Annotated in this window: 24 protein-coding genes and 1 riboswitch; of the genes, 15 read left to right on the top strand and 9 right to left on the bottom strand. The window is 36.2% G+C overall.

The genetic code is table 11. The features are described 5' to 3' along the window. Position 1 precedes the first annotated feature (1 nt). The 3 genes from ACLI50_RS12220 to ACLI50_RS12210 form a co-directional block, all read right to left on the bottom strand. Entirely contained in the window at positions 2-1,258 is a 1,257-nt protein-coding gene (locus ACLI50_RS12220; RefSeq protein ID WP_110011634.1) for an aminotransferase class I/II-fold pyridoxal phosphate-dependent enzyme, read from the bottom strand. Between the two features lie 432 nt (positions 1,259-1,690). Then, positions 1,691-2,047, bottom strand: coding sequence for a helix-turn-helix domain-containing protein (locus ACLI50_RS12215; protein WP_330746136.1), 357 nt, complete (start codon positions 2,045-2,047; stop codon positions 1,691-1,693). 91 nt (positions 2,048-2,138) lie between these two features. Beyond that, positions 2,139-2,876 carry a LuxR C-terminal-related transcriptional regulator gene (locus ACLI50_RS12210; protein ID WP_395973305.1) on the bottom strand — a complete coding sequence of 246 codons (738 nt, stop codon included), beginning with the start codon at positions 2,874-2,876 and terminating at the stop codon, positions 2,139-2,141. Positions 2,877-2,965: 89 nt separating this feature from the next. On the opposite strand from ACLI50_RS12210, the gene ACLI50_RS12205 reads away from it, so the two are divergent. From ACLI50_RS12205 to ACLI50_RS12195, 3 genes are all read left to right on the top strand, one after another. Continuing rightward, on the top strand, positions 2,966-3,613 hold the full coding sequence (locus tag ACLI50_RS12205; RefSeq protein WP_343642533.1) for a DUF1349 domain-containing protein: 648 nt from the start codon (positions 2,966-2,968) through the stop codon (positions 3,611-3,613). 988 nt (positions 3,614-4,601) lie between these two features. Beyond that, on the top strand, positions 4,602-7,526 hold the full coding sequence (locus ACLI50_RS12200; protein ID WP_411413894.1) for a sensor histidine kinase: 2,925 nt from the start codon (positions 4,602-4,604) through the stop codon (positions 7,524-7,526). A 5-nt stretch (positions 7,527-7,531) separates the two neighbouring features. Continuing rightward, positions 7,532-8,143 carry a response regulator gene (locus tag ACLI50_RS12195; RefSeq protein WP_110011629.1) on the top strand — a complete coding sequence of 204 codons (612 nt, stop codon included), beginning with the start codon at positions 7,532-7,534 and terminating at the stop codon, positions 8,141-8,143. A 133-nt stretch (positions 8,144-8,276) separates the two neighbouring features. Here ACLI50_RS12195 and ACLI50_RS12190 read toward each other — a convergent pair whose 3' ends face one another. Then, positions 8,277-9,122, bottom strand: a complete 846-nt coding sequence (locus ACLI50_RS12190; RefSeq protein WP_202842780.1) for a phage tail-like protein — start codon at positions 9,120-9,122, stop codon at positions 8,277-8,279. Positions 9,123-9,393: 271 nt separating this feature from the next. Between ACLI50_RS12190 and ACLI50_RS12185 the strand changes: the two genes are divergently transcribed. From ACLI50_RS12185 to ACLI50_RS12160, 6 genes are all read left to right on the top strand, one after another. Further along, complete coding sequence (locus ACLI50_RS12185) at positions 9,394-10,350, top strand: helix-turn-helix domain-containing protein (RefSeq protein ID WP_202842782.1); 957 nt, start codon at positions 9,394-9,396, stop codon at positions 10,348-10,350. 114 nt (positions 10,351-10,464) lie between these two features. Next, positions 10,465-11,667: an MFS transporter gene (locus ACLI50_RS12180; RefSeq protein WP_411413893.1), complete on the top strand. Its 1,203-nt coding sequence runs from the start codon at positions 10,465-10,467 to the stop codon at positions 11,665-11,667. A gap of 196 nt (positions 11,668-11,863) precedes the next feature. Next, positions 11,864-12,277, top strand: a complete 414-nt coding sequence (locus ACLI50_RS12175) for a hypothetical protein (RefSeq protein WP_330746129.1) — start codon at positions 11,864-11,866, stop codon at positions 12,275-12,277. Positions 12,278-12,408: 131 nt separating this feature from the next. Beyond that, entirely contained in the window at positions 12,409-13,008 is a 600-nt protein-coding gene (locus ACLI50_RS12170; RefSeq protein ID WP_411413904.1) for a Crp/Fnr family transcriptional regulator, read from the top strand. Positions 13,009-13,073: 65 nt separating this feature from the next. Then, positions 13,074-13,694, top strand: a complete 621-nt coding sequence (locus ACLI50_RS12165; protein ID WP_411413892.1) for a hypothetical protein — start codon at positions 13,074-13,076, stop codon at positions 13,692-13,694. Positions 13,695-13,708: 14 nt separating this feature from the next. After that, on the top strand, positions 13,709-14,110 hold the full coding sequence (locus ACLI50_RS12160; RefSeq protein WP_411413891.1) for a DoxX family protein: 402 nt from the start codon (positions 13,709-13,711) through the stop codon (positions 14,108-14,110). A 79-nt stretch (positions 14,111-14,189) separates the two neighbouring features. On the opposite strand, the gene ACLI50_RS12155 is transcribed toward ACLI50_RS12160, so the two are convergent. Next, positions 14,190-14,825: a DUF1062 domain-containing protein gene (locus ACLI50_RS12155; RefSeq protein WP_411413890.1), complete on the bottom strand. Its 636-nt coding sequence runs from the start codon at positions 14,823-14,825 to the stop codon at positions 14,190-14,192. 495 nt (positions 14,826-15,320) lie between these two features. Between ACLI50_RS12155 and ACLI50_RS12150 the strand changes: the two genes are divergently transcribed. Both ACLI50_RS12150 and ACLI50_RS12145 read left to right on the top strand, forming a co-directional pair. After that, complete coding sequence (locus ACLI50_RS12150) at positions 15,321-16,736, top strand: aldehyde dehydrogenase family protein (RefSeq protein ID WP_202842793.1); 1,416 nt, start codon at positions 15,321-15,323, stop codon at positions 16,734-16,736. Positions 16,737-16,851: 115 nt separating this feature from the next. Continuing rightward, a complete protein-coding gene (locus ACLI50_RS12145; RefSeq protein ID WP_395973296.1) occupies positions 16,852-17,649 on the top strand; it encodes a helix-turn-helix domain-containing protein in 798 nt (265 codons plus the stop codon). A 262-nt stretch (positions 17,650-17,911) separates the two neighbouring features. Here the strand turns inward: ACLI50_RS12145 and metE are convergent, their stop codons facing one another. Beyond that, positions 17,912-20,215, bottom strand: coding sequence for a 5-methyltetrahydropteroyltriglutamate--homocysteine S-methyltransferase (metE, locus tag ACLI50_RS12140; RefSeq protein ID WP_411413889.1), 2,304 nt, complete (start codon positions 20,213-20,215; stop codon positions 17,912-17,914). Positions 20,216-20,394: 179 nt separating this feature from the next. Then, positions 20,395-20,581, bottom strand: a riboswitch (cobalamin riboswitch). 195 nt (positions 20,582-20,776) lie between these two features. Between metE and ACLI50_RS12135 the strand changes: the two genes are divergently transcribed. Then, positions 20,777-21,238, top strand: a complete 462-nt coding sequence (locus tag ACLI50_RS12135) for an Lrp/AsnC family transcriptional regulator (protein ID WP_202842799.1) — start codon at positions 20,777-20,779, stop codon at positions 21,236-21,238. Positions 21,239-21,321: 83 nt separating this feature from the next. Here the strand turns inward: ACLI50_RS12135 and ACLI50_RS12130 are convergent, their stop codons facing one another. From ACLI50_RS12130 to ACLI50_RS12120, 3 genes are all read right to left on the bottom strand, one after another. Continuing rightward, positions 21,322-21,864, bottom strand: a complete 543-nt coding sequence (locus tag ACLI50_RS12130; RefSeq protein ID WP_202842802.1) for a hypothetical protein — start codon at positions 21,862-21,864, stop codon at positions 21,322-21,324. 100 nt (positions 21,865-21,964) lie between these two features. Beyond that, complete coding sequence (locus ACLI50_RS12125) at positions 21,965-22,333, bottom strand: VOC family protein (RefSeq protein WP_137904361.1); 369 nt, start codon at positions 22,331-22,333, stop codon at positions 21,965-21,967. Between the two features lie 52 nt (positions 22,334-22,385). Next, positions 22,386-23,246 (bottom strand): alpha/beta fold hydrolase, encoded by an 861-nt coding sequence (locus ACLI50_RS12120; RefSeq protein ID WP_343642563.1) that lies wholly within the window; start codon positions 23,244-23,246, stop codon positions 22,386-22,388. A gap of 270 nt (positions 23,247-23,516) precedes the next feature. On the opposite strand from ACLI50_RS12120, the gene ACLI50_RS12115 reads away from it, so the two are divergent. From ACLI50_RS12115 to ACLI50_RS12105, 3 genes are all read left to right on the top strand, one after another. Next, positions 23,517-23,660 carry a bacteriocin-like protein gene (locus tag ACLI50_RS12115; RefSeq protein WP_171006235.1) on the top strand — a complete coding sequence of 48 codons (144 nt, stop codon included), beginning with the start codon at positions 23,517-23,519 and terminating at the stop codon, positions 23,658-23,660. Between the two features lie 26 nt (positions 23,661-23,686). Further along, the gene (locus tag ACLI50_RS12110; protein ID WP_171006234.1) at positions 23,687-23,833 is read left to right on the top strand and encodes a bacteriocin-like protein; all 147 of its coding nucleotides are present in this window, start codon (positions 23,687-23,689) and stop codon (positions 23,831-23,833) included. A 368-nt stretch (positions 23,834-24,201) separates the two neighbouring features. Beyond that, the gene (locus ACLI50_RS12105; RefSeq protein ID WP_202842806.1) at positions 24,202-25,209 is read left to right on the top strand and encodes a LacI family DNA-binding transcriptional regulator; all 1,008 of its coding nucleotides are present in this window, start codon (positions 24,202-24,204) and stop codon (positions 25,207-25,209) included. Positions 25,210-25,256: the final 47 nt, after the last annotated feature.

Below are 25,256 nucleotides of genomic sequence, written 5' to 3'. Positions count from 1 at the left end.
ATTATTTTTTCGCAATATGCAATTTTTTATTAATATCATCAAACGCATTAAGCGTTTTATCGAGATGTTCTTTTTCGTGTCTTGCCGTCACACTCATCCTGATACGCGCATCTTTTCGGGGTACAGCCGGGTACAGAATCGGATTGGTATAGATTCCTTTTTCTATTAGTAGTTTTCCGGCTTCTCCTGTTACATAAGGGTCTCCTATTTTTACAGGGATAATTGCAGAGCAGGTAACACCTGTATCCAACCCTAAGTCGTCAAGCCCTTTTTTGAAATAATTGATGTTATCCCAGAGTTTCTGTCTCCAGATGGGTTCTTCGTCAATTAAATCAATGGCTTTAACTATTCCTGCTGATGATGGTGGAGCTGTTGCTGAGAAAATCTGCTGACGGGAATGGAATCTGATGAATGCTGCTATTTTTTTATCTGCAATGACATATCCTCCCAGATTTCCAAATGTTTTGCTGAATGTACCTGTGATAAGGTCTACTTTATCCAATAACCCGGCCTGTTCCAAAGTACCTCTTCCGGATTCTCCAAGGATACCGACACCATGTACGTCGTCTACCATCAGAAAGGCATTATACTTCTTCACAAGGTCATAGATCTCATTAATACGGGAGGTATCACCATCCTGGGAATACACTCCATCCACAATAACGAGTTTCGTACGGTACAGATTTTCAGATACCTTCAAAATGTGTTCCAAAGATTCCAAATTATTGTGTGGAAATGTTTTTTTATTGGTAAAAGCACATCCTTCGTGCACACTGGCATGTACAGCCATATCTAAAATAGCAAGGTCTTCTTTCTGCATCAGGCATTGTAAAGAAGCACTATTAGCTGTATAACCCGTAGTAAACACTACAGCTTCATCTTCTGTTCTTTTAAAAAAACCTGAGATTTTTTTTTCTAATGCATTGTGGTAATCAAAATATCCTCCGATAAGAGGAGTAGCTCCTGTTCCTGTACCATATTTTTCGATTCCTTCAATGGCAGCCTGTTTTACTTTTGGGTGCTGCGTAAATCCTAAATAATCACTTGATACAAAACTAACAAATTCTCTGTTGTGATCTGCAATATTTACATTCAGTACTGCATTGGTTCCTGAAGTATTCTTCAGTCTGTAGTTCATGTGGCCATTAGACTTTACAAAGTCTAAATATTCATAAAAAATTTCAGCTCTTTGAGCCATATCATTGTCTGGTATATTCTCAAAGTCTTTAATGGTTGCTGTTGTGAAATTGATGCTCATCCTTAATCTTGTTTGTTGTGTGTGGTTTAAAAAAAACAAATATATAACTATTTGAAGGGCTTAAGCTCCCATATTAAGATTAAATATTATTAAAGACACAATAATTTATTCTTATCCCCTGGAAACCAAACTTAATACCATATACCGGTTTCTTTTTAACATTTATGTGTATTGAATTAATTAGTTTTTTCTTACCTAAATTTAATAAAAAAACTAAACAATAAAGAAATATTAATAGATAAATAATAAAAAATGACCGTTATTTTTTACAACCATCTCATTTATAAAAGATTATTTTCTATAAATTTTAACATTATAATTCACTAAATTGTCTTTTACAGCAGGAATTCAGTAGGATTAAATCCCTACCCGGAGACGAAAAATGCCTCGAAACTCCTGTGACAGGAATTTTAAAGAATAAAAAAGTCAGTTTTAAACGGAATGGGAATCTCTGAATTTTCCGGGAGTAAAACCGGTCATTTTTTTAAAAAATTTTGAAAAATTGGAAGGGTCGTAAGTAAAAATACGGGCAATTTCTGCTACAGATTTATCCGTAACAATGAGCATCTTTTTGGCCTGTTCAATAATTTTTTCATCATAATAAAAACAGGGATGCTGTCCGGTTTCCTTTTTAATGGTATCAGTAAGATGTTTATGAGAAACAGCAAGTTCTCTGGCAATTTCATTCAGTTCCATAAATTCAGGTACAGTTCCGGAAATCACCTTCTGGATATGCTGATCTAAAAAGGTAAAATACTGACGGGTAATTTCTTCACTTCTTTTCATCATATGGATCTTGCTAATCTGTATTCAAGTTATAAAATTAATCATAAGATACAAAATAACATGGTGAACTTTTCGGATCTTCCAGGATGAATGTTTAATAAAAACTATCCTTAAAGGCTTGTGTAGAATTTTTTACTTTTAACTTTTCCAGTATATTCTGACGGTGTCTGTTTACGGTATTGATGCTTATAGAAAGAAGATCTGCAATTTCTTTGCTTGCATACCCTTCCCCTATAAATTTTAAAACTTCCAGTTCCCTTGGGCTTAAAATATTTCTATAATCAAGCTTATCTTTTACAACCACCTCTCCTTTTTCGGTATTCACAATCATAAAACCGGAAGCATTAGAGGGAGTCAGAGCCATATTATAAAGGCAAAGAGCCAGCCTCAACCGTCCGTTATCAGGAGAATAAACATAAAACATGCGGTGTTTTACCCATCTGTAGTTCTCATTTTTATCCTTCATTCTTATTTTTGATACAACACTGTATGCCGCGCGCTGCTCCATCTCCATAGCATCCAGTAATTTAAAGAAACGGAGTTCATGGATGTACTTTTTCAGACGGTCATCGGGATGTATTCTTTTCAGCATCTCTTCTTCCCAGATGGAGTTTATTTCTGCAGGATTTTCCTCCATCTTAAGTCCAAGTTCATATGCGGCTGCAGATTTATAAATAAAGCTTTTATTCTCCTGCATATCACTCAGCACACATATTGCACCTTCCATCTGAGAATATGCCAACGCCTGCTGTTTATAGACCCCGATGTCAAGCCTGCATTTTTTCGGGGTGTTGTCCAGTAATTGATCACTAAGCTGTTTACGGATTTCCATAATGGTTATTTATCAGTATTGACGCAAATAAGGTTTAATAATACTTTTGCTAAAATAATAATTTACGCTTAGAACTTATCCCAAAGAGAATGAAGAAAATGATTTTCGGCTTTTGCGCCTTATTCCTGATTCAAAAGTTTTCCGCCCAGAGCCTGGAAAAAATGACCTGGTTTAATGAACCTGAAAAATGGGAAATCAAAAACAACAGTCTTTCCATGTTCGTAACCCCACAAAGTGATTACTGGAGGGTTTCACATTATGGATTTACGGTAGATGACGCTCCTTTCTATTATGCTACCTATGGTGGTGAATTTGAAGCAAAAGTAAAAATAACAGGCAATTATAAAGCAAGATTTGACCAGATGGGCCTTATGCTGAGAACAGATCAGGAACATTATATCAAAGCCGGAGTAGAATTTGTAGATGGCAAATACAATCTCAGCACTGTAGTAACCCACAACAAAAGTGACTGGAGTGTCATTACATTGGAAAAAACACCTCCTGCCCTATGGATAAAGGCAGTGAGAAGGCTGGATGCTGTGGAAATATTTTATTCTTTTGATGATAAAAATTATATCATGATGCGGAATGCTCCTCTTCAGGATAACACTCCTGTAATGGTTGGCTTAATGGCAGCCTGTCCTGACGGAGAAGGATTCAATGCTGTTTTCGAAAACTTTAAAGTAAAACATCTGCCTGACCAGCGCAGACTGAAGTGGCTTGAAACTCACCAATAACGATTGAATTACACTTCAATATACAGTCAATTTTATTCACCTCCCATCATTTCCGGGAGGTTTTTTGTTTAGAAAAGATTATCTTCGACAAAAAACAAAATAATTACCATGAAAGCCTATACTTTCTATGTTTTATCTTCAATATTGGAAATTCAATAGGGCCGGGCTTTAGCCCGGTCTAAAATAAGACGTTTTCATCTGGCTTCAGCCGAAACTTAAATAACAGAAGACTACATCTATCATTTATTCAACTCTATATATTCTGAATGCTGGTAATAAAAAGAGACTGTTTACTTTAAGTACAGCCTCTTTTGTTTTCTTGAGATAAAAACCGTTTGTGTTCTTAGAATCATTATTTGGGTAATAAATCTTCTTTAATAGTTATGAGAATATTTTGCAAAAATATGAATATCCATAGGCAACGGCAAAGTTATCATGTAGAATAAACCTGTATTTTTTGTCAAACTATTACTACAAAAAACACATAACAAAATATTCAGCCATTAATTAAAAAAATATTAAAAATTTCCAAACACAACATTATTTACCATTTATAAAATTCTAAAAATAATCACAAATCCAGCATAATACTGAGATCTATAGGCGAGAATTTAAAATAAATCTTACATTAATTTATCACTTATTATTGAAATACGATAATATTTGTAAAAACCCGGAATGATGTATTGTCTGCAAAACATGATAAAACTTAGAGAAAACAAAATATGCAATACTAATTTATCGCCATAATTTCACTATTTTTACACGATCAAAAAATATAAAACACAAAAGACCAGAAAACTTCAATGATAAAAATTTATTCTCAATCGTTCCTGCCTTTTAAAAAAACTTTGACTTGTACAAATACCATTATTAACCGTCTATTGCATTAGCAGCAGATATAGATAAGTTTTGCACATATATGAGAGTTTGGGCATTTATTTTTGCTTGCATCTATCTAAACATTTCCGGACAGCACTATACCTCTATGTGGTACAACATAGACAATGGGCTTCCACAAAGCAGTGCAAAGGCCATTGTCAAAGACAAATATGGCTTTATCTGGATTTCTACCGAAAACGGGCTGGTGAGGTATGACGGCAGTTCTTTTATTACCTTCAGTAATTTCAGGGTAAATAATCTGCATTTTGGTGAATTTATAGGAGATCCCTGTCTTGATAGTATAACGGTTCTTAATAATTTTCAGGAAAGTAAAATCATTATTAAAAACAGGTTTCCCAAAATCGCAAGGCTCACTGCCCATGATAAAATGACCTATTGCAATGGTACCGATATCCTGCACCGTATTGCCAATAATATCATTACATCGGATTTCTATAATGACGTCCAGTATTTTATTCAGCTTAAGAATTCTGTTTATCATTTTACCGAAAAAAATGCCATCATTTATAAGGAAGGGAACAAGGAAATAAAGATTACACTGCCTTTTACCAATAAAGACCTGAATTACATTTTTGTACTGAATAACCACCTTTTCATCAATGATCTGAAAAAAAGAAAAACCTACTCTATCTACAAGGGAAATCTTTCTGTTTCTGATCAACCAACACTTTTTAACCATCCTGATACGAAAATATACTGGCAGCAGATTACCAATCAGACTTTTATTATTAACCACGACAATATTTACCTTTTAGAAGGCAACGAAAAGGATCTCCGTTTAAAATTTCTTGTCAATTTTGAAGAAATCGGAAATCATTCCTACTGTTCGATGTTCTATGATAAAGCGTTCAACAAATTGTACCTGGGAACGCTTAATAACGGTCTGAATGTTCTTCAGCTTTCCAATTTCTATGTATCAAGAAAAAAAGCTGATTTTTCCAGCAATGTATATTTCGCATCTCTTCCTTTCAGCCAAAGCACAATCATTGCTGAGGACGGAACAGAATTCGGAAGAAACGGAATTGTAAACAGCCACCTTTTCGGAAACAATGACAATTATCTCATGATGTATGACAATTCCGGAAATATTCTGATCAAAAAGAGAAACCATATTGTCAGGTTTTATAAAAATTCGAGCTATAAAAAGAAGGATTCCACTTTTGTTAAAAAGGGGCTTGAAACATTTATGAAAAGCGGAACTCTTTACGGCACTACCTTCACAGATCTTTCAGGCACTCAGCTTCATTTATACAAAAAGGATATATTCAGCCAGCCGGATTACACCTATACTTTTAAAAGTTTTGTCAATATTTTTCATCAATATAATGAGAATGAAATTCTGACCGGAAACAGCGACGGCCTTTATTCCATAGCACTGCGAAGCAATACCATAACTCCTTTGATCAAAAATATCCATGTCAAAAGCATTATCAGGACAAAAGATAATCTGATATGGATTACAACGGAGAAAAGCGGCTTTTATCTTTTTAGAAATCATAAGCTTGTCAAGATGCCAAACGACATCAACGATTATCTTCAGTCAGCTCATTATATTCTTGAAGACAAAAAGGGATATTACTGGATTTCTTCAAACAATGGGATGTTTAAAGTTTCCAAAAAGCAATTGCTGCGCTATGCAGACCATAAAAACACTCCGGTTTTCTATTATCGTTTCACTAAAAAGGATGGTTTTCTGACCAATGAATTTAATGGAAGTTCAGAACCTAACGCCTATGCTCTTGAGAATGGGGATTTTGTATTCCCTTCAATGGATGGTTTTGTGTTTTTCAATCCGGAAAATATTCAGACGTATTATCCGGGAAGAAATAACATTTATATAGAAAGGGTAAAAATCGGTAATTCTGAGCCTCAGTATTTCCATCAGATCCTTGATTTGAAAAATGATTACAAAACAGCGGATATCTTTATTGATATTCCTTATTTTTCCAATCCGGAAAATCTTTATATTGAAGCTAAAATATCCGGAAAAGAAAATACCGGATGGGAAAAGATCGCAACAGGGAAAGAATTAAAATACACCATCAGCAATCTTTCTCCAGGGGATTACACCTTGAGGGTAAGGGTATTGATATCTGCTGACGGGAAATATGAAGAAAAAACAGTACGTTTCAAAATTCAGCCTCTTTTTTATCAGACATTGCTGTTCAGAGTGTCTGCCTCCATCATTATCCTTATTATCATCATCGTTATCGTTCAGTTAACCACAAATTTTCTAAGGATAAAAAATAAAGCTTTAAAACAGATTGTCCATAATAAAAACTCTGAACTGAAGGAAACCTCTCTTCACCTGGAGGTCGTAAAAAATAACCTTCAGAAAGAAACGGAATACCAGAAAAAACTGGTGGAAACCATCAGCCACGACATTACCACTCCGATCAGATTTATAGCTATGCTTTCCCAGAAACTTCATGAGTCTGATGATGTGGAACTTCAAAAAAAGTATTTTGACAGTATCTATAAATCATCAGAGCAGCTTTATCAGTTTACGCTGAATTTGAAAGAGTATACTGAACTTTATAAGGCAGAAAATATTTTCGAAGAAAAGGAATATCCCATCAACAGAATCCTGGAGACCAAGAACAAGCTGTTCTGTGAAATTGCTAAAGAAAAAGGAACTACGATTACCAATCTTACTGAGGGTGTCATCTATTCCAGGGTAAATGAAAGTATTTTAACAGCCATTATTCATAACCTCCTTGATAATGCTGTGAAGAATACCTCTCAGGGAAACATTACCCTTAGGATTACCGAAAATCTACAAAAATCCACAATAATAATTAGTGACACAGGAACAGGAATGTCTGAGGAACAGATTGCTATCTATATGAATCTGTTCAGAAATCCAAAACTGGAAACCCCCAGTTTTAAAGGAAAAGGATTGGGTCTGCATATGGTTATCCATCTGGTAAAAAAGATCAATGCTGAAATGAATTTCAGGCAAAACCATCCTAAGGGAACTGTTGTGGAAGTAACGCTCAAAAAAAACTAATCTTTATGAATGAAAAAATTTTAATTGCTGATGATCATTATGTAGTAAGGGCAGGAACCTGTTTGGTTCTTGAAACTGCTTATCCGGGTCTGAATATAGATTTTGCTGAAAATTATGACCAGGTGAAAGAAAAGCTGAGAGATCAACGGTATGATCTTCTTATTTTAGATATTGATATGCCGGGAACCCAGTATAAAAAAATGATTCCGGAGCTAAAAGATATTCAGAATGACCTTAAGATTCTCATTTTCTCAGGATATGACAAGGATGTTGCGATCCAGTATATCAGAGAAGGAGCTGAAGGCTATCTGAATAAACAAAGCAGTGAAGAGGAAATTAAGAATGCCGTAAAAACGGTCATTGAAAAGGGTTATTTCTACCCTGCGGAGCTGATTGGCCTGATTATTCAAAACAAAAGGAATAATCCTGTCGAAAAGTTATCATCAAGGGAATACGAAATTTTTAAACTTCTGGCGGACGGCAACGGTAATCTGGAAATTGCCAACAGGCTCAATATTCAGATGTCTACAGTAAGTACGTATAAAAAAAGAATCTTTCAAAAGCTTAATGTCGGAAATATTGCAGAGCTGATTAAAGTCTATGAAATGATGCATTAAGAAAACGGGGCCGGAATTTAAAGTATTCCTGCCCCGAAAAAAACACAAATCTCATGAGATTTTAATAGCTAACCCATTGATATTTTATGCGTTATTTTTTATCATTGTATTTTTAGAATCATCTGTCGGTGTATTAGTACAGTCTCTGTACCGAGAGAAATAACTCCCTTGTATTATCAGAAGTATTGGAATCTGTGGTTGTAGCATCGCTGCTTCCTGTTGTAGATTTATTATCTACACGGAATGCATAATACACTCTGTACCATCTTGGCTCCGGTTCCTGTACGGTAATATCAAATGTTACCGTCTCATTATGGGTCTGGGTAAGATAAACACCATCATCAAATTGTCTGTAAGCTCCCGGTGATAATTTAATATTTCCATTATCAGAATCACCGGTATGGGTAGACATTTCCGAAACCCAGATTTTCACATCTGAAGTTCCTACATTGTAAAGTCTCGGATTAAAAGTGGTAGCCGCTCCCGTACCTGCTGAACTGCTGTTAAACTGGGCATCAAGTCTCAGGAAACCTCCCAAAACCGGAAGATCGGTAAGATAAGTACTGGCCAATGTACTGGCTCCTGAAGTACCTGCAGGAATGCTCCCGTGATAATAGATTAAATCTCCAATGGGAATATCATTATCCTGTCCTCCAAAAGCAAATTTCCAAGTAGTTCCGTTGAACATATAATAGCCGGCTTTATCTACTTTTGCAGTTTTTACAGAAGGAATAGTTACCGCCTGGGTTACATAGACCAAAGCTCCGGTCTGAGCTGCCAGATAAACATTATCTTTAGCTCTTAACTGGTCTCCTGTCATTCGGGGAGCCATCACTCCATCAGCAGCAGTAGCCACGTCCGGTTTTCCTTCTACATGTAATGTTACTTTAGGAGAATCTGTATTGATCCCAACCTGGGAAAATGCCGCTATTGAAAAACACATCATAATGCTGGCAAGAGGTAATTTTATTTTTTTCATTTTAGTATATTTGTTTAAAAATTATTTGATTTATTTAAAAATTGAATAAATCGTTTAGGGTTAATTGATAGATCATCAATCAGCCTTTGTTGAGCTAGCTGATGCAAAGTTATCCGCGCTGATAAATCAAATCCATCAATAATCAATGAAAAACAGGAAACAGCTCACAAAACACAAATCACTAATAACCAGAAAGTTAAACCAGTCATTTTCTGAAATCTGACTGTTAAGAGAAAATATTGGAATGATTTAAAATTACCTTCTGCCACAAATGACCACCGAAAAAGACATAAAAATTGAACAGTACAAAAGACAACTGGTGTATTATTATAATATTCTGATGTCTGTTATTCTTGCCCTATTTGGTTTAATATTTACTTTTATTATTCCCGATAAAATAATGGCCTGGTATCTTTTCGGAGGACTTTTTTTAATGGTCTATACGTATCTGATTGTACGCAAAACCTACTCGGTGAATGTCATGGTACATTCCTACATCATTATTGCGACGCTTTATAATTTTTACATTATGCTGGCTTTCTGGAACAATTCTATAGCGAGTTTTGTCTGGCTTATTCCGATTCCGCTGGCAGCCTATGTTTTCTTTCAAAGAAAATATGTTTTTATTTACAGCATATATGTTTTGCTGAATATTATAGCGGGATACCTTATTTCTAAATCTTTCAGCTTTAAATTCCCGATACACCAACCAGAAGATGTGAGAATTACCGATACCATCCTTATGATTTCCAATGTAGCAGTCATTGCACTCCTGCTCTATTTTAAGGATAAAATAAAACGGGTTGAAATTTACCACGAAATTGAGGAGAAAGCCCAGAGTACAGCAATACAGCCGGTTCCTACAGCAGACAAAGCTCCTTTTGCGGATGAACTGTTTGACAAAATTGAATCTGTGATGAGAGAAAAACAGCTGTATAAAGATGTTAATTTCAATATTTCAAAGCTTTCCACAGAAATGGAAATCAACAGTAGTTATATCTCAAAATCAATTCGTGCAAAAGGATATCCCAACTTCAATAATTACCTGAATATGCACAGGATTGAATGTGTAAAAAAACTGCTTAATGAAAATGACCTTGAAAAGGTAACCCTCATGTATATCTATACTGAGGCCGGATTCTCTAACCAGTCTACCTTCAACAGGGTTTTCAAGCAGATGGAAAATATTACCCCTTCCGAGTATATCAGCAGCCTTCAGCTTCATTGATTTGTATCACCAATCCACATCATTGAGATAATAATTTTTAAGTTCGGAAAATAATCAGGAAATTTACAAGACAAATTTTCTGTAAAACCATTGCATTGTAATTGCAAAAAAATCATGAATTCATCTGAAAAAGCCATTCAGGGAAGCTTACGTTTCCGATATATAAAACTTTGTATTTTTTTTTCAGGACTTTCGGTTTTTGCACAGCTTTATCTTTTCCAGCCGATGCTGCCTATAGTTGCAGAGCAGTTCGGAGTGTCTGTAGGTGATACTTCCCTGCTGGTTTCATCATCCACAATAGGTATGGCATTGGGATTACTGTTTTTTGCTTTTAAAGCAGACAGCTATTCCAGAAAAAGTCTTATGGTTTTTTCGCTGATTTCATCTGCCATTCTGACTATTATTTCTACCTGGATTCCAAGTTTAAGTCTGCTCATTGCTATCGGAGTATTGAAAGGATTTGTTGTTTCAGGCGTCTCAGCAGTTGCCCTTGCCTACCTTACAGAAGAAGTGGATGCTCTGGCAGTACCTGCAGCCATCAGTATGTATCTTAGCGGAAATACAATCGGTGGAATGAGCGGAAGGATAATGGCGACTCTTTTTGAAGGGGAATTCGGATGGCGTAATGCTGTTCTTCTGATCGGTATAGAAAGTTTTATTCTTGGTGCTGTATTCTGGAAACTGTTTCCGGAATCAAAATTTTTCAATTCTCAGAAAACAGATTATCATCTTAAGGTAAAACAGATGAAATTTTTCCTTACCAATCCTTACATGCTCCGTTTATATTGTACTGCAGCATTATTAATGGGTGTTTTCGTGAGTGTTTATAATTACCTGACATTCAGACTAGAGACTAAACCATTTTCATTAAGCCACTTTATCATTGCTTTTATCTTTCTGATGTATATTTTTGGCGTCTTTGGAACGATGATCGTAGGCCGTCTTTCAAGGAGGTTTCCCATGAATAATATCCTTAAAGCATCCATTCTGACTATGATTATCGGAGCTGCTTTATTGCTGTCTGAAAACATTTATATCCTTATTTTCGGACTCGGGCTTTTCACCCTTTCATTTTTCGCTGCTCATACTATGGCCAGCCAGATGACTGCATTGTATGCAAGGCGGGGAAAATCTTCAGCCACTTCTATTTACTGGCTTTTTTATTATTTTGGTTCAAGTATTCTGGGAAGCGGTACCGGTTATCTGCTTCATGCCTTTTCATGGGATGTTTTCATAGCAGTTCTTATGATAAGTGTTATAACCGCTCTTCTTCTTACCACTTTTAATACCAATCCAAAAGCGGGAATAAAAAACTAATACCACATAGATACCACATCCGGTACTTCATGATTATGTGATAATTCACGTATAGTGTACTATTTTAACGTATTATTAATTTTTTATATCAAAAATTTAACCTAATCTCATTCAATACAAGATTTAACAACGCAATGTCGGGCATACTATTTGCTATTTTACTTGTTACCATATCACCATTTAAAATCAAAATATTATGAACGTAGCAGATCTAAAAATCAAGAACTTGGTTGAGTATAAAAATCAGATTTATACCATTACAGAGATCTTTCAAAATGTCGAACAGGCTTATTTTGTTAAAATTGAAAATGATATTCAAAGTATTTCGGTCCCGGCAGCATCCATTAAACCGATTAAAATAACGGAAGAATGGCTTGAAAAGCTCGGCTTTTCACGAACGGACAGTTCAGATCAGAGTATACGGTATGAAAGACCGGAAGCTTTTATAAAATATGATATAGACTTGAGTTCCAGAAAAATAATGGAAGGGCTTAAAATATATGGGAATGCTATAAAATGTAAGTATATCCATGAGTTTCAGAATATTTTCTCAAGTCTATTCGGAAAAGATACAGCTTTGCATTATGGTTATTTGAAAACAGAATCGTAGTTAAATAGTTCTTAGTTGTAGAAGACCACAATTTACACAATAAATTGTGGTCTTCTTATGTATAATTGTTTCATCTTAATCCCGTAATTTAATATTTACGTAAATTTGTGCCTATAGTACAAAATCTAATGATGGATACAGATACAATAGTTTTACAACTTATAGAACACTTTCGAGAAATCGTTTTTTTAGAAGATAAAGATATTGACTGCATTAATTCCAAATTAGAGATTATACAACTTAAAAAGAAAGATTATCTGCTTCGCGAAGGACAGGTTTCCAGACATATGCGTTTCATTGCACAGGGCAGCCTCTATGCGTACCATATTGATGAAAAAGGAAAAGAAAATACCACTCAGCTGGGTATTGAAAACTGGTGGGTGAATGATCTTTACAGCTATCTTAGCGAACTGCCTTCAAGAATGTTTATTCAGGCTAATGAAGATACCACCATCATACAGATCAGTAAAAATAATCTGGAATCATTGTACAAAGAAGTTCCGGCTGTCTCAGAGTTCTGGCGTCTGAAGATGCAGAGTGCCTATGTTACGTTACAGGAAAGAACCTTTGAACATTCCCGCGTTGATGCTTATACCAAATACCGCACATTTATCACTGCTTACCGTAATATCGAACAGCGTTTTCCTCAATACATGATCGCTTCCTACCTCGGAATCACCGTAGAATATCTGAGCTATCTGAGAAAAAAACACCTGTCTGACGTTTCTTAAGATTTCTTAAGTTTATTCCGTTCCGGCCTGAATAATTTTGCTCACAGAAATTTAATGAGTGAAATATGAAGGCAAAAATTATCGCTATAACAGCTCTTGTATCAGCTTCCCTGAGCCTGAATGCACAGCAGCTTTCCTATACCCCGGATCTTGTTTTAGGACATCGCTCCTATACTTATATGCACAATATCAATTATCAGCTGAATGAACGGTTGAAACTGAACAATCTTACCCTATTTGATACAGAATATACCAAAGATAAAGAAAACATATTCTTCATCAGAAATACCCTCTCGTATAATCTTACCAAAAGACTTAGTGCCAATGCGGCATTGGGAATGAAAAATCCCGGCGCATTTTTCAGTATTTATCTGCAATATAAAATCATCCAGTCCTCCTATTCACTTTCCTACTCTATAGGAACTACGTATCAGAAAGGATTTTCTCTGGAACAGTCTGTATCATTTGAATACACCCCTTATCTGACAGAAAATTTCAAAGGATACTTCAGTGTACTCGCTATTGGAAACCTCGATAATAGTGGATATCCCAGAGGGCTGCAGTTTATCAGACTGGGCCTGAAAAAGGATAAAATGATGTACGGGCTGGCTTCCAATTTCGACCAGTTTAATAACGGAAAAAAGACCCTGGAAAATATCGGGGCATTTGTAAAATATAACTTTTAAATAATTTATAAGAAATGAAAAAGAACATTGATTCAGGATTACTGATCACCAGAATAGCAATTGCATTTCCAATGTCGGTTTATGGAATCAGTAAAGTGATCCATGGAGTTGGTTTTATTGAAGATATGATGAGCATTCATGGCTTACCGCCATTTTTTGCGTATGGCGTGTTTGCAGGAGAAATTATTGCACCTGTCATGCTGATCATAGGATTTCGGGCTCGTCTGGCAGGATTAATCTTTGCTGCCAATTGCTTCACAGCTACCCTACTGGCGCAAACAGCTAATATTTTCAAACTTAATGAATTCGGAGGCTGGGCTTTGGAACTGCTTGTCATCTATATGCTTGTAAGCTTAAGCTTTTTCTTTACCGGCGCAGGAAAATATGCAGTTTCAACCCAAAATAAGTGGGATTAATCCAAATGAAATACATAAAGTGAACTCAATAAAAAGCCTCCCGATCAACAACCGGAAGGCTTTTATAATGATTGATCATTTACTGTGTTGAGAAAAAATCCTCTTTTCCGATAAGATAAATATTGATCAGCTCCTGCCTGTTGATATCAACAATATCTCCATTCTTGAACTTATATTTCTTTTGAAGAGGCTTCTCATTAAAGTAAACCTTACCTGAAGCAAGCAAGAGGTTCAGTTTAGATGATGAAAGCCCTAAACAGATTCGCATGACTGTTGAGACTCTCATATTAAAATCAAAAGAAGACTGTATTTGAAAAGAAATGAACTCATCTTCCCTATTCATAAGATCTTCTACGGGAAAATTTGGGTATAGAATTTCATATTCCACACTTTCCCAGTCGGCTTCCACATTATTTTTTCTTCTTATTTCCTGTGAGAAAGCGTATTGCCAGGCAGTTTCGGCATGGTTTTCTGAGAATTTACGGAATATTTCTTTACTGATTGATTCTGTTCTGATTCTTGAAAATACGGTCATATTATAGGTATTGCTGCATTTTACACACCGGTAAATCAGCCATATATCAATATTCTTTTTCTGGGCATTCAGTCTGAATTTATCACTGCATTGAAATCTGTCGCTGCTACATTGATTGCATTTCTTTTTGAGTAAGGGAGTATTTTTCGCTTTTACCTCCCAGATATATTGGGCATTCATTACTTATAATCGTGCTTAATATTCTTTTTGGATTTTTTCCATATTATTCACGCATTACAGAAAGGTATACCTCTGTAGTATAATTCAAAGATGAGGTAAGCTATAGTTTCTCTATGTAGTAAAGTTTTGATCAATAGCATTGGTCAAAGCCGGAATAGCAGAGATAAAGTCACCTTTAACAGTGAATACGACAAATAATAGGATGAAATAAAAACCTGTTCGGGCAGAATTACCCAAACGAAAGAACGATCAGCCTGTGGTTACTGAGACTGATACTAAGCGAAAATAAGTTTAAGAGTTGTTCTCAAAACGTTTTATTTACTTGGTTATGATAAAAGTAGTCAATTTTATTGGAGAACGGAACTTTTTACGGATAAATTCAAAAATAAAATGAACAAGCTTTACAATGGACCATACAACAAAGAAAAATTGAGCTTTACAACAAACCTCTCTTTTTCGTTTCTGCCGAAATTTGTGGTATTAAAATCATCAAAAATGAATCAGATTAATAAAATTTACATCAACGGCGAATTTGTTACGCCAAGAGGAACAGAAACTTTTGATCTTATCAATCCCGTTACTAACCAAAAAACCGGAGAAGTGGTTCTGGGAAATGAAGAAGATACCAGAATGGCCATTGCAGCAGCAAAGAAAGCTTTTACAACTTTTTCAAAAACAACAAAGGAAGAAAGGATCCATTTTCTCAGAAAACTGCACGATGCTGTAAGCAAAAGAGAAGATGAGTTGGTTGCTGTTATGGTGAATGAATATGGAGGAACTTTACAGTTCAGCAGAATGAGTGTCCAAAATGCAGTCTCTGCCTTTACAGCCACCATCAATACTTTGGAATCTTATGATTTCGAAAGAACGGTGGGACATTCCAAAGTACGTTTTGAATCTTTAGGTGTAGTTGGAATCATTACCCCATGGAATGCCAGCAACAGCTTTATCTGTAATAAACTTGCCACTGCCATTGCTGCCGGGTGTACCGCTGTTATCAAACCCAGCGAAATGAGTGCGGCACAAACCCAGCTGCTTACTGAATGTTTCCACGAAGCCGGCCTTCCGGAAGGAGTTTTCAATATCGTCAACGGATTAGGAAATGTAGTTGGAAATGAAATTACTCAGCATCCTGATATCGCAAAAATCTCTTTCACCGGATCTACACTTACAGGAAAAGCGATTGCCAAAGGAGCTGTAGACACCATGAAAAGGGTAACCCTGGAACTTGGAGGGAAGTCTCCTAATATCATTCTTGAAGATGCCGATTTTGAAAAAGCAATTCCTATGGCTGTTTTCGGGGCTTATATGAATAATGGTCAGGCCTGCATCGCCCCTACCCGATTATTGGTTCCGCAAAACAGACTGGAGGAGGTAAATGAACTGGCTAAAAAAGCAGCCGGACAGGTAAAAGTAGGAAATCCTGCTGAAGAAGATACTCTTGTAGGACCTATGGTGAGTGTAAAACAATTTGAAAGAGTACAAAGTTATATCCGTCTGGGACAGGAAGAAGGAGCCGTTCTGCTTGCAGGTGGTGAAGGAAAACCGGAAGGTCTTGAAAGCGGTAATTTTGTAAAAGCAACCATCTTTACCAATGTCCGTAATGATATGCGTATCGCGCAGGAAGAGATTTTCGGGCCTGTACTGTCTATTATTCCTTATGCTGATGAGGAAGAAGCAATTGCCATTGCCAATGACACTACTTATGGTCTTGCTGCTTATATCAGTTCTGATAATCATGAACATGCGGAACGTGTAGCTGCACAGATTGATGCCGGAAGAATCTGTATTAACGGGTTTGCCCACGATCCATACGCTCCTTTCGGTGGTTTCAAGCAAAGCGGTATTGGGCGTGAGTTTGGTGTATTCGGACTGGAAGCTTACCTGGAACCCAAAACGATTCTGGCTTAATATGATCTCTTCACAGCAAAAATATTCTCAGAATTGCTTTGCTGTGGAGATTCTATGATCCTTAAAAGTTTTGTAAGTTTGAATAAGAATTGATCAAGAAACAACTTTCTGAGCTATGAGCGAAAATAATATTCCTTTTCCCATCAATTATTCCTGTCACTTTTCAGAATTCAGGGAAGGAGAACAATTTGCACGAATTCACAGCCTCGGCCTGGTACTTTCCGGGGAAATGGAACTTAATGATGGCATCACAAAAACGATATTTAAAGAAGGAGAACTCTATTCTGCCAGAAAAAACCATTTATTAAAATTTGCAAAATATCCACCCAAAAACGGGGAAATCAGAACTATATCCATCTATTTTGACGATGCCATGCTTCATGATTTCAGCCGAGAATATGGGTATCAGGCAGAAAAAAAGGACAATGTTCAGGCCTATATAAAACCAGAGCAAAAGGCATTACATTCTTTTATGTACTCATTATTACCGTATGAAGATCTTCCTGCTTCCGAAGAAATCCTGAGGCTTAAACAAAAAGAAGCTCTCCTTTTACTGTTGAATTACGATCCGGATCTTAAGGATATTCTGTTTGATTTTTCCGAGCCTTATAAAATAGATATTGAAGCTTTTATGAATAAAAACTTTCACTTCAATGTTAATGTAGAGCGTTTTGCTTATTTAACGGGGCGCAGTTTATCTGCATTTAAAAGGGATTTTCAAAAGATATTCGGAATCCCTCCAAGACAATGGCTGCAGCTTCGAAGATTAAAGGAAGCTCATTTTCTGCTAAGCCAAAAAGGAAAGTCCGTTTCTGATATTTATCTGGATCTTGGATTTGAAAATTTATCCCATTTCTCATTTGCCTTTAAAAAACAATTCGGCTATCCGCCAACTGCTTTACAGGCAAAATAACTTAGATTTTGAACCATTAAGATCCTATTAGGTGTTAAGATTATGAAGACAAGTTTGTTTACACTTTAAATCAGAACGATTTTCAACTACTTTATTCTTCAAAAATTTTAATAGTTTAAAAATATCACATCTTTTTTTGTCTTTGAGGATATAAAAGCTTAAACAGATTTTATATTTTAATTATTTTATTCAAAATAACAGATCGTGCCATGAAAATCATAACACGATCTTAATTATTGAATCTAATTATTGTAAAAGTTTTCTAAAGTGCATATTCTACTGAAGCTTCTTTGGCAGCAGCCACCATTGCGATTAAAGCTTTTTCGGTTTCTTCCCAGTGTCTTGTCTTTAGTCCGCAATCCGGATTTACCCAGAGCTGATTGGCAGGAATGACATTCTGAGCCTTTCTCAGCAGCTCAGTCATTTCTTCTTTTGACGGAACTCTTGGTGAGTGAATATCGTATACTCCAGGACCAATTTCATTCGGATATTTGAAATCTGCAAAAGCATTCAGCAGTTCCATCTGAGACCGTGAGCATTCTATGGTAATGACGTCTGCATCCATATCGGCAATGTTTTCAATAATATCATTGAATTCGGAATAACACATATGTGTATGGATCTGGGTAGCATCTTCTACTCCGCTTGCTGAAATTCTGAAAGCTTCTACTGCCCATTTCAAATAGTTCTGCCAGTCTGTTTTTCTTAATGGAAGACCTTCTCTGATGGCAGGCTCATCAATCTGAATAATTCTGATTCCTGCTTTTTCCAGGTCCACTACCTCATCACGGATTGCCAAAGCAATCTGCTTACAAGTTTCTGAACGAGGCTGATCATCACGTACAAAAGACCACTGTAAAATCGTAACCGGACCTGTCAACATTCCTTTTACCCATTTTTCAGTCTGAGATTGGGCATATTGAGACCAGTACACCGTCATCGGAGTCGGGCGGGAAACATCACCGAAGATCACAGGGGGTTTTACACAACGGCTTCCGTAACTTTGTACCCAACCGTTTTGGGTGAATACAAATCCTTCCAGCTGTTCTCCGAAATATTCCACCATGTCGTTTCGTTCAAATTCTCCATGAACCAATACATCAATTCCGATGTCTTCCTGCCAGCGGATTGTTCTCTGCGTTTCCTCTTTCAGTAAGATATCATATTGTTCCGCAGTAAGTTCTCCTTTTTTGAATTTTGCTCTCCAGCTTCTCACTTCTGCGGTTTGCGGGAATGATCCGATCGTAGTGGTGGGGAACAAAGGAAGCTGCAATACTTCCTGTTGCTCTTTTTTACGGATTTTGAAGGTGTTTATTCTCTGAGCATCTTTTTCTGTAACAGCATCGGCTCTTTGTTTTACCTGATCATTATGGATAAGAGAAGAAGTTGTTCTACTCTCAATTGCTTTTTTATTTTCTTCAAATGCTTCAAAAATCTGTTCATTTTCCGTTCCGGAAGCCAGTTGTTTAAGCGTTACGACTTCCTTTACTTTTTGTTTTGCAAAAGCCAGCCAGTTTTTAATTTCCGGGTTAAGACTGGTTTCAAAATCCAGGTCACAGGGTGAATGAAGCAATGAACATGATGGTGCAATGAAAATTCTTTCAGATCCTAATTTTTCAACCGCTTTTCTGATGAAAGACAAGGATTTTTCATAATCATTTTTCCAGATATTTCTACCGTCAACCAGTCCTAATGAAAGGTTTAAACTGTCCGGAATAACATTCAGAATATCATCCAGCTGCTCAGGATTTCTAACCAGATCAACATGCAATGTATTCACCGGAAGGGAAACAGCAATTGATGCATTATCTTTTAATCCGTCAAAATAAGTGGCAACGATAAATTTCAGTTTCGGAAAACGTTTTCTGATTTCAGCATACACAGAAAGGTAAGTTTCTTTGGCTTTTTCTGTTAAATCCAACGCCAGAAAAGGTTCATCAAACTGAATCCATTCCGCACCCTGATCCTGAAGTTTGGTTAAAATCTCGGTATAGACTGGAAGAAGATTTACTGCCAAATTCAGCTTATCAAATCCCTCTTCTTTTTCTTTTCCTAATAACAGATAAGAAACCAGTCCGATAATCACCGGTTTTGCATTGATTCCCGCTTGTTTTGCTCCGGCAAATTCATTGAAAATCTTATCTGAACTGAGCTTAAACTGTTGATTTTTATAAAATTCCGGAACGATGTAGTGATAGTTGGTATCGAACCACTTGGTCATTTCCATGGCAGTGATATCCAATCCGTCTTTCTGATATCCTCTTGCCATTGCAAAATAAAGATCCAGCTCAGTATTGTTTTTTTTAAGCACCACTTCATGATACCGTGTTGGAATAGCACCTACGACAAGGCTCATATCCAATACCTGATCATAGTATGAAAAATCATTACACGGGATAAGGTCTATCCCTGCTTCTTTCTGGATATTCCAGTTTTGGTTACAGATAGTTCTTCCGGTATTCAGAAGTTCTTCCAAAAGGATTTTACCTGACCAGTACTGCTCGCAGGCTTTTTTGAGTTCTCTTTTGCTACCAATACGCGGATAGCCAAGAATGTGAGTTTGCATTTTTTTAAACTTTTTAATTAAACTTATTGGGAAAGTTCTTTAAAAGGCTTCGTAATGTTTTATCGGAAGAATTTTCAGGAAAGTCATGACATGGCAGACAGCGTAATTTCCTTTACAAAGGAAAATACCCGAATCTGATATATCATCTATATGACCCCAAAGCTTCAGACCGCGAAAGCATTGTCAATTCAGTAAAGGCAGGTCTCCTGACTTGTAACAGTTTCCGTCATCCTTCCCGCTTTTGGCAGTGGAGCTGCAAGGACAAAAACTTTTGGTGTGTTTACTTACAGTTGCGCGACAGCTCGTGATTTTCACACGATTCCCTATTAATATACCTTAAGTAAAACCTTTCCTGTTTGATGAAGTATCTGTAAAGAACTATACTTTTACCTTTAACAAAGGTTGTCAGTAAAAGCTTTTAATTTTGTGTAAAATTAGTAATACAGAATAAAACCACAATTGAAAACAAATAATTAAGCAAATTAAACTTCAAAAAGTAAAAATAAAAGCATATAATTCTGTACATTTGACTGTTTTAATTAATTAAAAGAATAATATTCTGTGGAACAACTCGATGATAAGGATGTACAGCTGCTCAGGCTCCTCCAGAAAAACGCCAAACTCACCGTTAAAGAACTTGCTAAAGAAGTGAACCTTTCTACTTCACCGGTTTTTGAAAGGGTAAAAAGGCTTGAACAGGAAGGTTTTATTAAAAGATATGCGGCAGTTCTTGATGCTGAAAAACTGAACCGCGGATTTACGGTTTTCTGCCAGATCAAACTTAAAATTCACGACCGGTCTGTGGGGTATGATTTTGTAAAAGAAATTTTAGAAATTGAAGAAGTTGCCGAATGTTACAATATTTCCGGAGATTTTGATTTCCTTCTGAAAGTTCAGGTGCGGGATATGAAGCATTATCAGGATTTTGTATTTAACAAGCTGGGATCCGTAGATTCTATCGGCAGCACGCACAGTACTTTTGTGATGGCTGAGGTGAAAAACAACCATGGACTGACGATATAGATTTCTTTTAAAGTTAACGCCGTCTGAGGATAAAAAAATCCGTCAATAATGACGGATACTATTATTGTTTTGTTTTTTAGTACTTAATTGGCAGCCGGATCCCTAAGTTCTGTTGTTAAACCTATTGATTTTAACAGGTTCTTACTGTCGAAAAGCAATGTTGTATAATGTTTGCCTTTTTTAAAAACCAGTTTTGACCCTCCAGGAAATTCACTGTCTGCTCCCGATTTTTGTATTTTGGCATTGTACTTACCGAACTTCGTTTTACTGTCCTGTAATGTACTTTTATTCAGAACAAGACCAAAAGGAAGCCCTTCCACAATGACAGATTTATTGTCTGAAGTCACAAAAAACATCTCATTGATACTATTGTCTTTTCCCAGGCTGCAATAAAGCTCCAGTCCTGTTTTCATAGGCCATTTTGCATATTTTTCTTCGTTGGCATCTTCATAAAAAACAGTTTTTACGTTCAACGCTTTTGAAATTTTATCCGGAGTCTGTGGGAATATGAATTCTGAGTTTTTGTCCAGTAAAGAACCCAACACGGCTGTTTTCTGTGAAAATGCAGTTGCACTTAATACCAGAAAAAAGATGGTGACAATGAAATGGAATGGTCTCGTCTGCATAAAAATATTTTAAATTGTAATGATTTGATGGCTAAAGATATTAAAATTTTGGGCAAAGCTCTATTTTAAGCAATTTTTTACATCGTACTTCTGTTTTTGGCTATTTTCTTTCCTGTAAATTGAACACGGTACCGGCAGGATCGGTAATCCAGTGCATATTTTCAGGAAGCTCTTCTATTTCGTCACAGGTTTCCACACCGTTTGACAGCAGATATTGTGTAGCAGCTTCTACATCGGGAACGGTAAGCTGCAGCCATGTTTCAGAATGGGTATAGTTATCAACACAATCCAGCCATATGATATTATTCCCGAATTTCACCTCGTGGGTTCTGGAAACAGTGGGATTTTTTATCGGCTTTTCCTCAACTTTCAATTTTAAAATATCCCTGTAAAAAGCAACCGTTTTTTCGTATGTATTTTTGGGAATTTTGATAGCGATATTAATTCCTGCCTCAAATTTTGTATTCATAGTATAGATTTTGAACTTTATAAACAGATTTCAATTCTTTGATGGCATTCTATTATTTCAAAAAAACATTCAGATAATTCACAATCATTGCCGTCTGCATCATCAGGCTTACATGGGTTTGTCCGGGAGCGATAGCCAGCTGGGACTTTGGTAATTCGCCCATATCTGCAAAAACATCACCTCCCAATAATTTATAGGTTTTTGAAAGTTCTGTTTTATCCAATCCGTCATTATCACCAGCTATGATTAAGACAGGCACCGGAATTTTAGAGATATTATCATCACCCAGGTCAAAAGGCTGTCCGGCAGAAGCCATCATCTGCTCCAGAAATGGTTTCCATTTTGTTTTATCAGGTGCTACAGCATTATAGGCAGTATGCATAGGGCTGTTTGTGAAGAGTTCAGGTTTCATTCCTTCAAGAGCTTTATTTACTTCGGGCAGCCATCCGTTAGTTTTATAGGTTGATGAAATGATAACCAGTTTGTTCAGTCTTTCCGGACTTTGAATAGCCAGTTTATAGGCCACTTCACCTCCAAAGCTGTACCCTGCCACATCTGCCTTGTCTATTTTCAGATAGTCCATTACCTTTGTAACATCACTGGCTAAAGTAGCATGTGATAATTTCCTTTCTGAAAAAGGCGTGTGACCATGTCCCTGTAATTCAAGAGCTATTACTTTTCTGTTTTTGGACAATTCCGGGATCAATTCACCCCAGTTCAAATCAATCGTCATGAAAGCGCCATGTAACAGTACAAGTGGCTTTCCTTTGCCATACACTTCGTAGTAAATTTTGATGCCATTAACAGGTGCATAACCACTTTCAGAAGGTTTTATTTTTTGTCCATATACCAGAGAGGAGGCAAGGATAATAATAAAGAACAATACTGCAGAGAATTTGAATAGACTTTTCATAATATTATCAGATTTGGTGGATCAATTTTAAGTCAAAGGTACCAACCCGATCGGAAAACGGACTTGTCACAGGGCAAGATTTTATAGAAATGAGAGGAATAGTTTAAGGATTGGTTTAAACTTATTCCCAAAAAACATTTTACTTCATTACATAAAATAAACTTTAATCATTCTACAATTAAGCAACTAAAAAATAAAAATTTTACAATAATTCTATCATGGTTGATAAAATTTTATTAATTTCGAATTGAACTAAACGTACAATTTATTATGAAAAATTTAAAGAAAATCGAAAGAAAAGAATTGAAAACAATTAAGGGAGGAATTGACTGCAGAGGTGGTCAACTTTGTTTAATCGGTGGTAAGTGGCAATGTATGCCTTACGACGGATGCGGTGGCGGAAACCAGCCTTAATTTCAGTGTAATTCAATTACTTGACTATGAAAAATGTAAAAAAAATTTCAAGAGACCAGTTGAGGAATATTAATGGCGGAGCGACAAGCTGCTCTGAAGCCTGCTGCCCACCTCCGGGAATCAAAAGATGTCCATGGGTGATCTGTGTTGCGCCATGTGATATTTTAAGTTAAAAGACTGTATTCTCAAAATAAGCCCTGCAATTCATATGAGTTGCAGGGTTTTATTTTATAGTATAAAGTAAAAACTCTCATTATTATGTTTCTTTATTATTAAATATAAAACTTAGTTTCCAGCTGTTTAAATCTAAAAAATTAAATTTATTGGATAAACGTTTAACCTAAATTTAATCTCTGCAGTCAATAAGTTAACAATTTATTCATATTGAAAAAAGACAACAATAAAGTAAAACACTGATAATGAAGATGTTGGTTATTTTTAAAAAAAGTGCTAAATTACATATTTTTCGGAAACCACCAAAAAAAACAGCTATTGTTTTTTTACTATTTTCTGAAATATTTTTGTGCATTAAAAAAATAAAATGAAAAGGTCTTCCATAAAAGATATTGCTAAACTGGCAGGAGTTTCCGTAGCCACCGTATCTTATGTTCTTAACAGAAAGGAAGGACAGCGTATCAGTGAGGAGACCCGGAAAAAAATTTTTGAAATTGCTGAAACGATTAACTACACTCCGAATAAGATTGCAAAAAGTTTGAAAACCAATAAAACAAAGCTTCTTGGATTAATCGTGGCGGATATCTCCAATGACTTCTATTCCCATATGGCAAGAAATCTTGAAGATAAAGCTTTAAAGTTGGGTTATACCCTGATCATCGGCAGTTCTGATGAGAATGCAGAAAAATTTAAAAAACTTACCGAACTCTTTTCACAGCAGCAGGTAGACGGAATGATCGTTGCCCCCGTAGCAGGGTCAGAAAAGACACTAGAAAACCTTATTCATATTAAATATCCTGTTGTAACGATCGACAGATATCTTAAAGGGGTTTCTGTTCCCGGAATTACCATTGATAATCAGGAGATCGCAGAAAGTACAGCCAGCCTTCTTCTTAATAAGAACTTTGACAAAATGATCTACGTTGGCTATGAAACTGATCTTCCACACCTTCTGGACCGCCAGCATGGCTTTGAGAAAGCGGTAAGCTCTTCCAGCAAAACAGTTGAAATTCAATATCTTCTGGTAGGATTGGAAAATATTGTACAGGAGGTACATTCTAAGCTTGAAAGTACGTTGGGGAAAACTCCAGAAAATACTGCGTTATATTTTTCCAGTAATAAACTTGCGGTAGCAGGGCTTTCCTATCTCGTTAAAAACAATATAAAAGTTCCGGAACAGGTCTCAGTATTGGCATTTGATGAAACGGATGCCTATGACCTCTTCCCTACGGAGATTACCTACATCCAGCAGCCGATTGAAGAAATGGCTGAAGAGGCTATCAAGCTTCTGGACGGGCAAATCACTGATTATACAGCAACCGGAAAAAGAATAACATTATCCGCCAAACTGATTGCCAAAGCATCTTTAAAATAATCAAATCTATATCAATCATTTTTTTAAACAACAACTTAAACGTTTAA

Origin of the sequence: Chryseobacterium cupriresistens (genome assembly GCF_046614675.1) — a bacterium.
In the GTDB taxonomy this organism is placed as follows: domain Bacteria; phylum Bacteroidota; class Bacteroidia; order Flavobacteriales; family Weeksellaceae; genus Chryseobacterium; species Chryseobacterium cupriresistens.
This window is presented reverse-complemented; position numbering and strand designations above follow the sequence as displayed.

Bases quoted from the DNA above. Each gene is read 5' to 3' on its own strand.
- ACLI50_RS12220 (WP_110011634.1), bottom strand. From the start codon at position 1,258: ATGAGCATCAATTTCACAACAGCAACCATTAAAGACTTTGAGAATATA.
- ACLI50_RS12215 (WP_330746136.1), bottom strand. From the start codon at position 2,047: ATGATGAAAAGAAGTGAAGAAATTACCCGTCAGTATTTTACCTTTTTA.
- ACLI50_RS12210 (WP_395973305.1), bottom strand. From the start codon at position 2,876: ATGGAAATCCGTAAACAGCTTAGTGATCAATTACTGGACAACACCCCG.
- ACLI50_RS12205 (WP_343642533.1), top strand. From the start codon at position 2,966: ATGAAGAAAATGATTTTCGGCTTTTGCGCCTTATTCCTGATTCAAAAG.
- ACLI50_RS12200 (WP_411413894.1), top strand. From the start codon at position 4,602: ATGTGGTACAACATAGACAATGGGCTTCCACAAAGCAGTGCAAAGGCC.
- ACLI50_RS12195 (WP_110011629.1), top strand. From the start codon at position 7,532: ATGAATGAAAAAATTTTAATTGCTGATGATCATTATGTAGTAAGGGCA.
- ACLI50_RS12190 (WP_202842780.1), bottom strand. From the start codon at position 9,122: ATGAAAAAAATAAAATTACCTCTTGCCAGCATTATGATGTGTTTTTCA.
- ACLI50_RS12185 (WP_202842782.1), top strand. From the start codon at position 9,394: ATGACCACCGAAAAAGACATAAAAATTGAACAGTACAAAAGACAACTG.
- ACLI50_RS12180 (WP_411413893.1), top strand. From the start codon at position 10,465: ATGAATTCATCTGAAAAAGCCATTCAGGGAAGCTTACGTTTCCGATAT.
- ACLI50_RS12175 (WP_330746129.1), top strand. From the start codon at position 11,864: ATGAACGTAGCAGATCTAAAAATCAAGAACTTGGTTGAGTATAAAAAT.
- ACLI50_RS12170 (WP_411413904.1), top strand. From the start codon at position 12,409: ATGGATACAGATACAATAGTTTTACAACTTATAGAACACTTTCGAGAA.
- ACLI50_RS12165 (WP_411413892.1), top strand. From the start codon at position 13,074: ATGAAGGCAAAAATTATCGCTATAACAGCTCTTGTATCAGCTTCCCTG.
- ACLI50_RS12160 (WP_411413891.1), top strand. From the start codon at position 13,709: ATGAAAAAGAACATTGATTCAGGATTACTGATCACCAGAATAGCAATT.
- ACLI50_RS12155 (WP_411413890.1), bottom strand. From the start codon at position 14,825: ATGAATGCCCAATATATCTGGGAGGTAAAAGCGAAAAATACTCCCTTA.
- ACLI50_RS12150 (WP_202842793.1), top strand. From the start codon at position 15,321: ATGAATCAGATTAATAAAATTTACATCAACGGCGAATTTGTTACGCCA.
- ACLI50_RS12145 (WP_395973296.1), top strand. From the start codon at position 16,852: ATGAGCGAAAATAATATTCCTTTTCCCATCAATTATTCCTGTCACTTT.
- metE (WP_411413889.1), bottom strand. From the start codon at position 20,215: ATGCAAACTCACATTCTTGGCTATCCGCGTATTGGTAGCAAAAGAGAA.
- ACLI50_RS12130 (WP_202842802.1), bottom strand. From the start codon at position 21,864: ATGCAGACGAGACCATTCCATTTCATTGTCACCATCTTTTTTCTGGTA.
- ACLI50_RS12125 (WP_137904361.1), bottom strand. From the start codon at position 22,333: ATGAATACAAAATTTGAGGCAGGAATTAATATCGCTATCAAAATTCCC.
- ACLI50_RS12120 (WP_343642563.1), bottom strand. From the start codon at position 23,246: ATGAAAAGTCTATTCAAATTCTCTGCAGTATTGTTCTTTATTATTATC.
- ACLI50_RS12115 (WP_171006235.1), top strand. From the start codon at position 23,517: ATGAAAAATTTAAAGAAAATCGAAAGAAAAGAATTGAAAACAATTAAG.
- ACLI50_RS12110 (WP_171006234.1), top strand. From the start codon at position 23,687: ATGAAAAATGTAAAAAAAATTTCAAGAGACCAGTTGAGGAATATTAAT.
- ACLI50_RS12105 (WP_202842806.1), top strand. From the start codon at position 24,202: ATGAAAAGGTCTTCCATAAAAGATATTGCTAAACTGGCAGGAGTTTCC.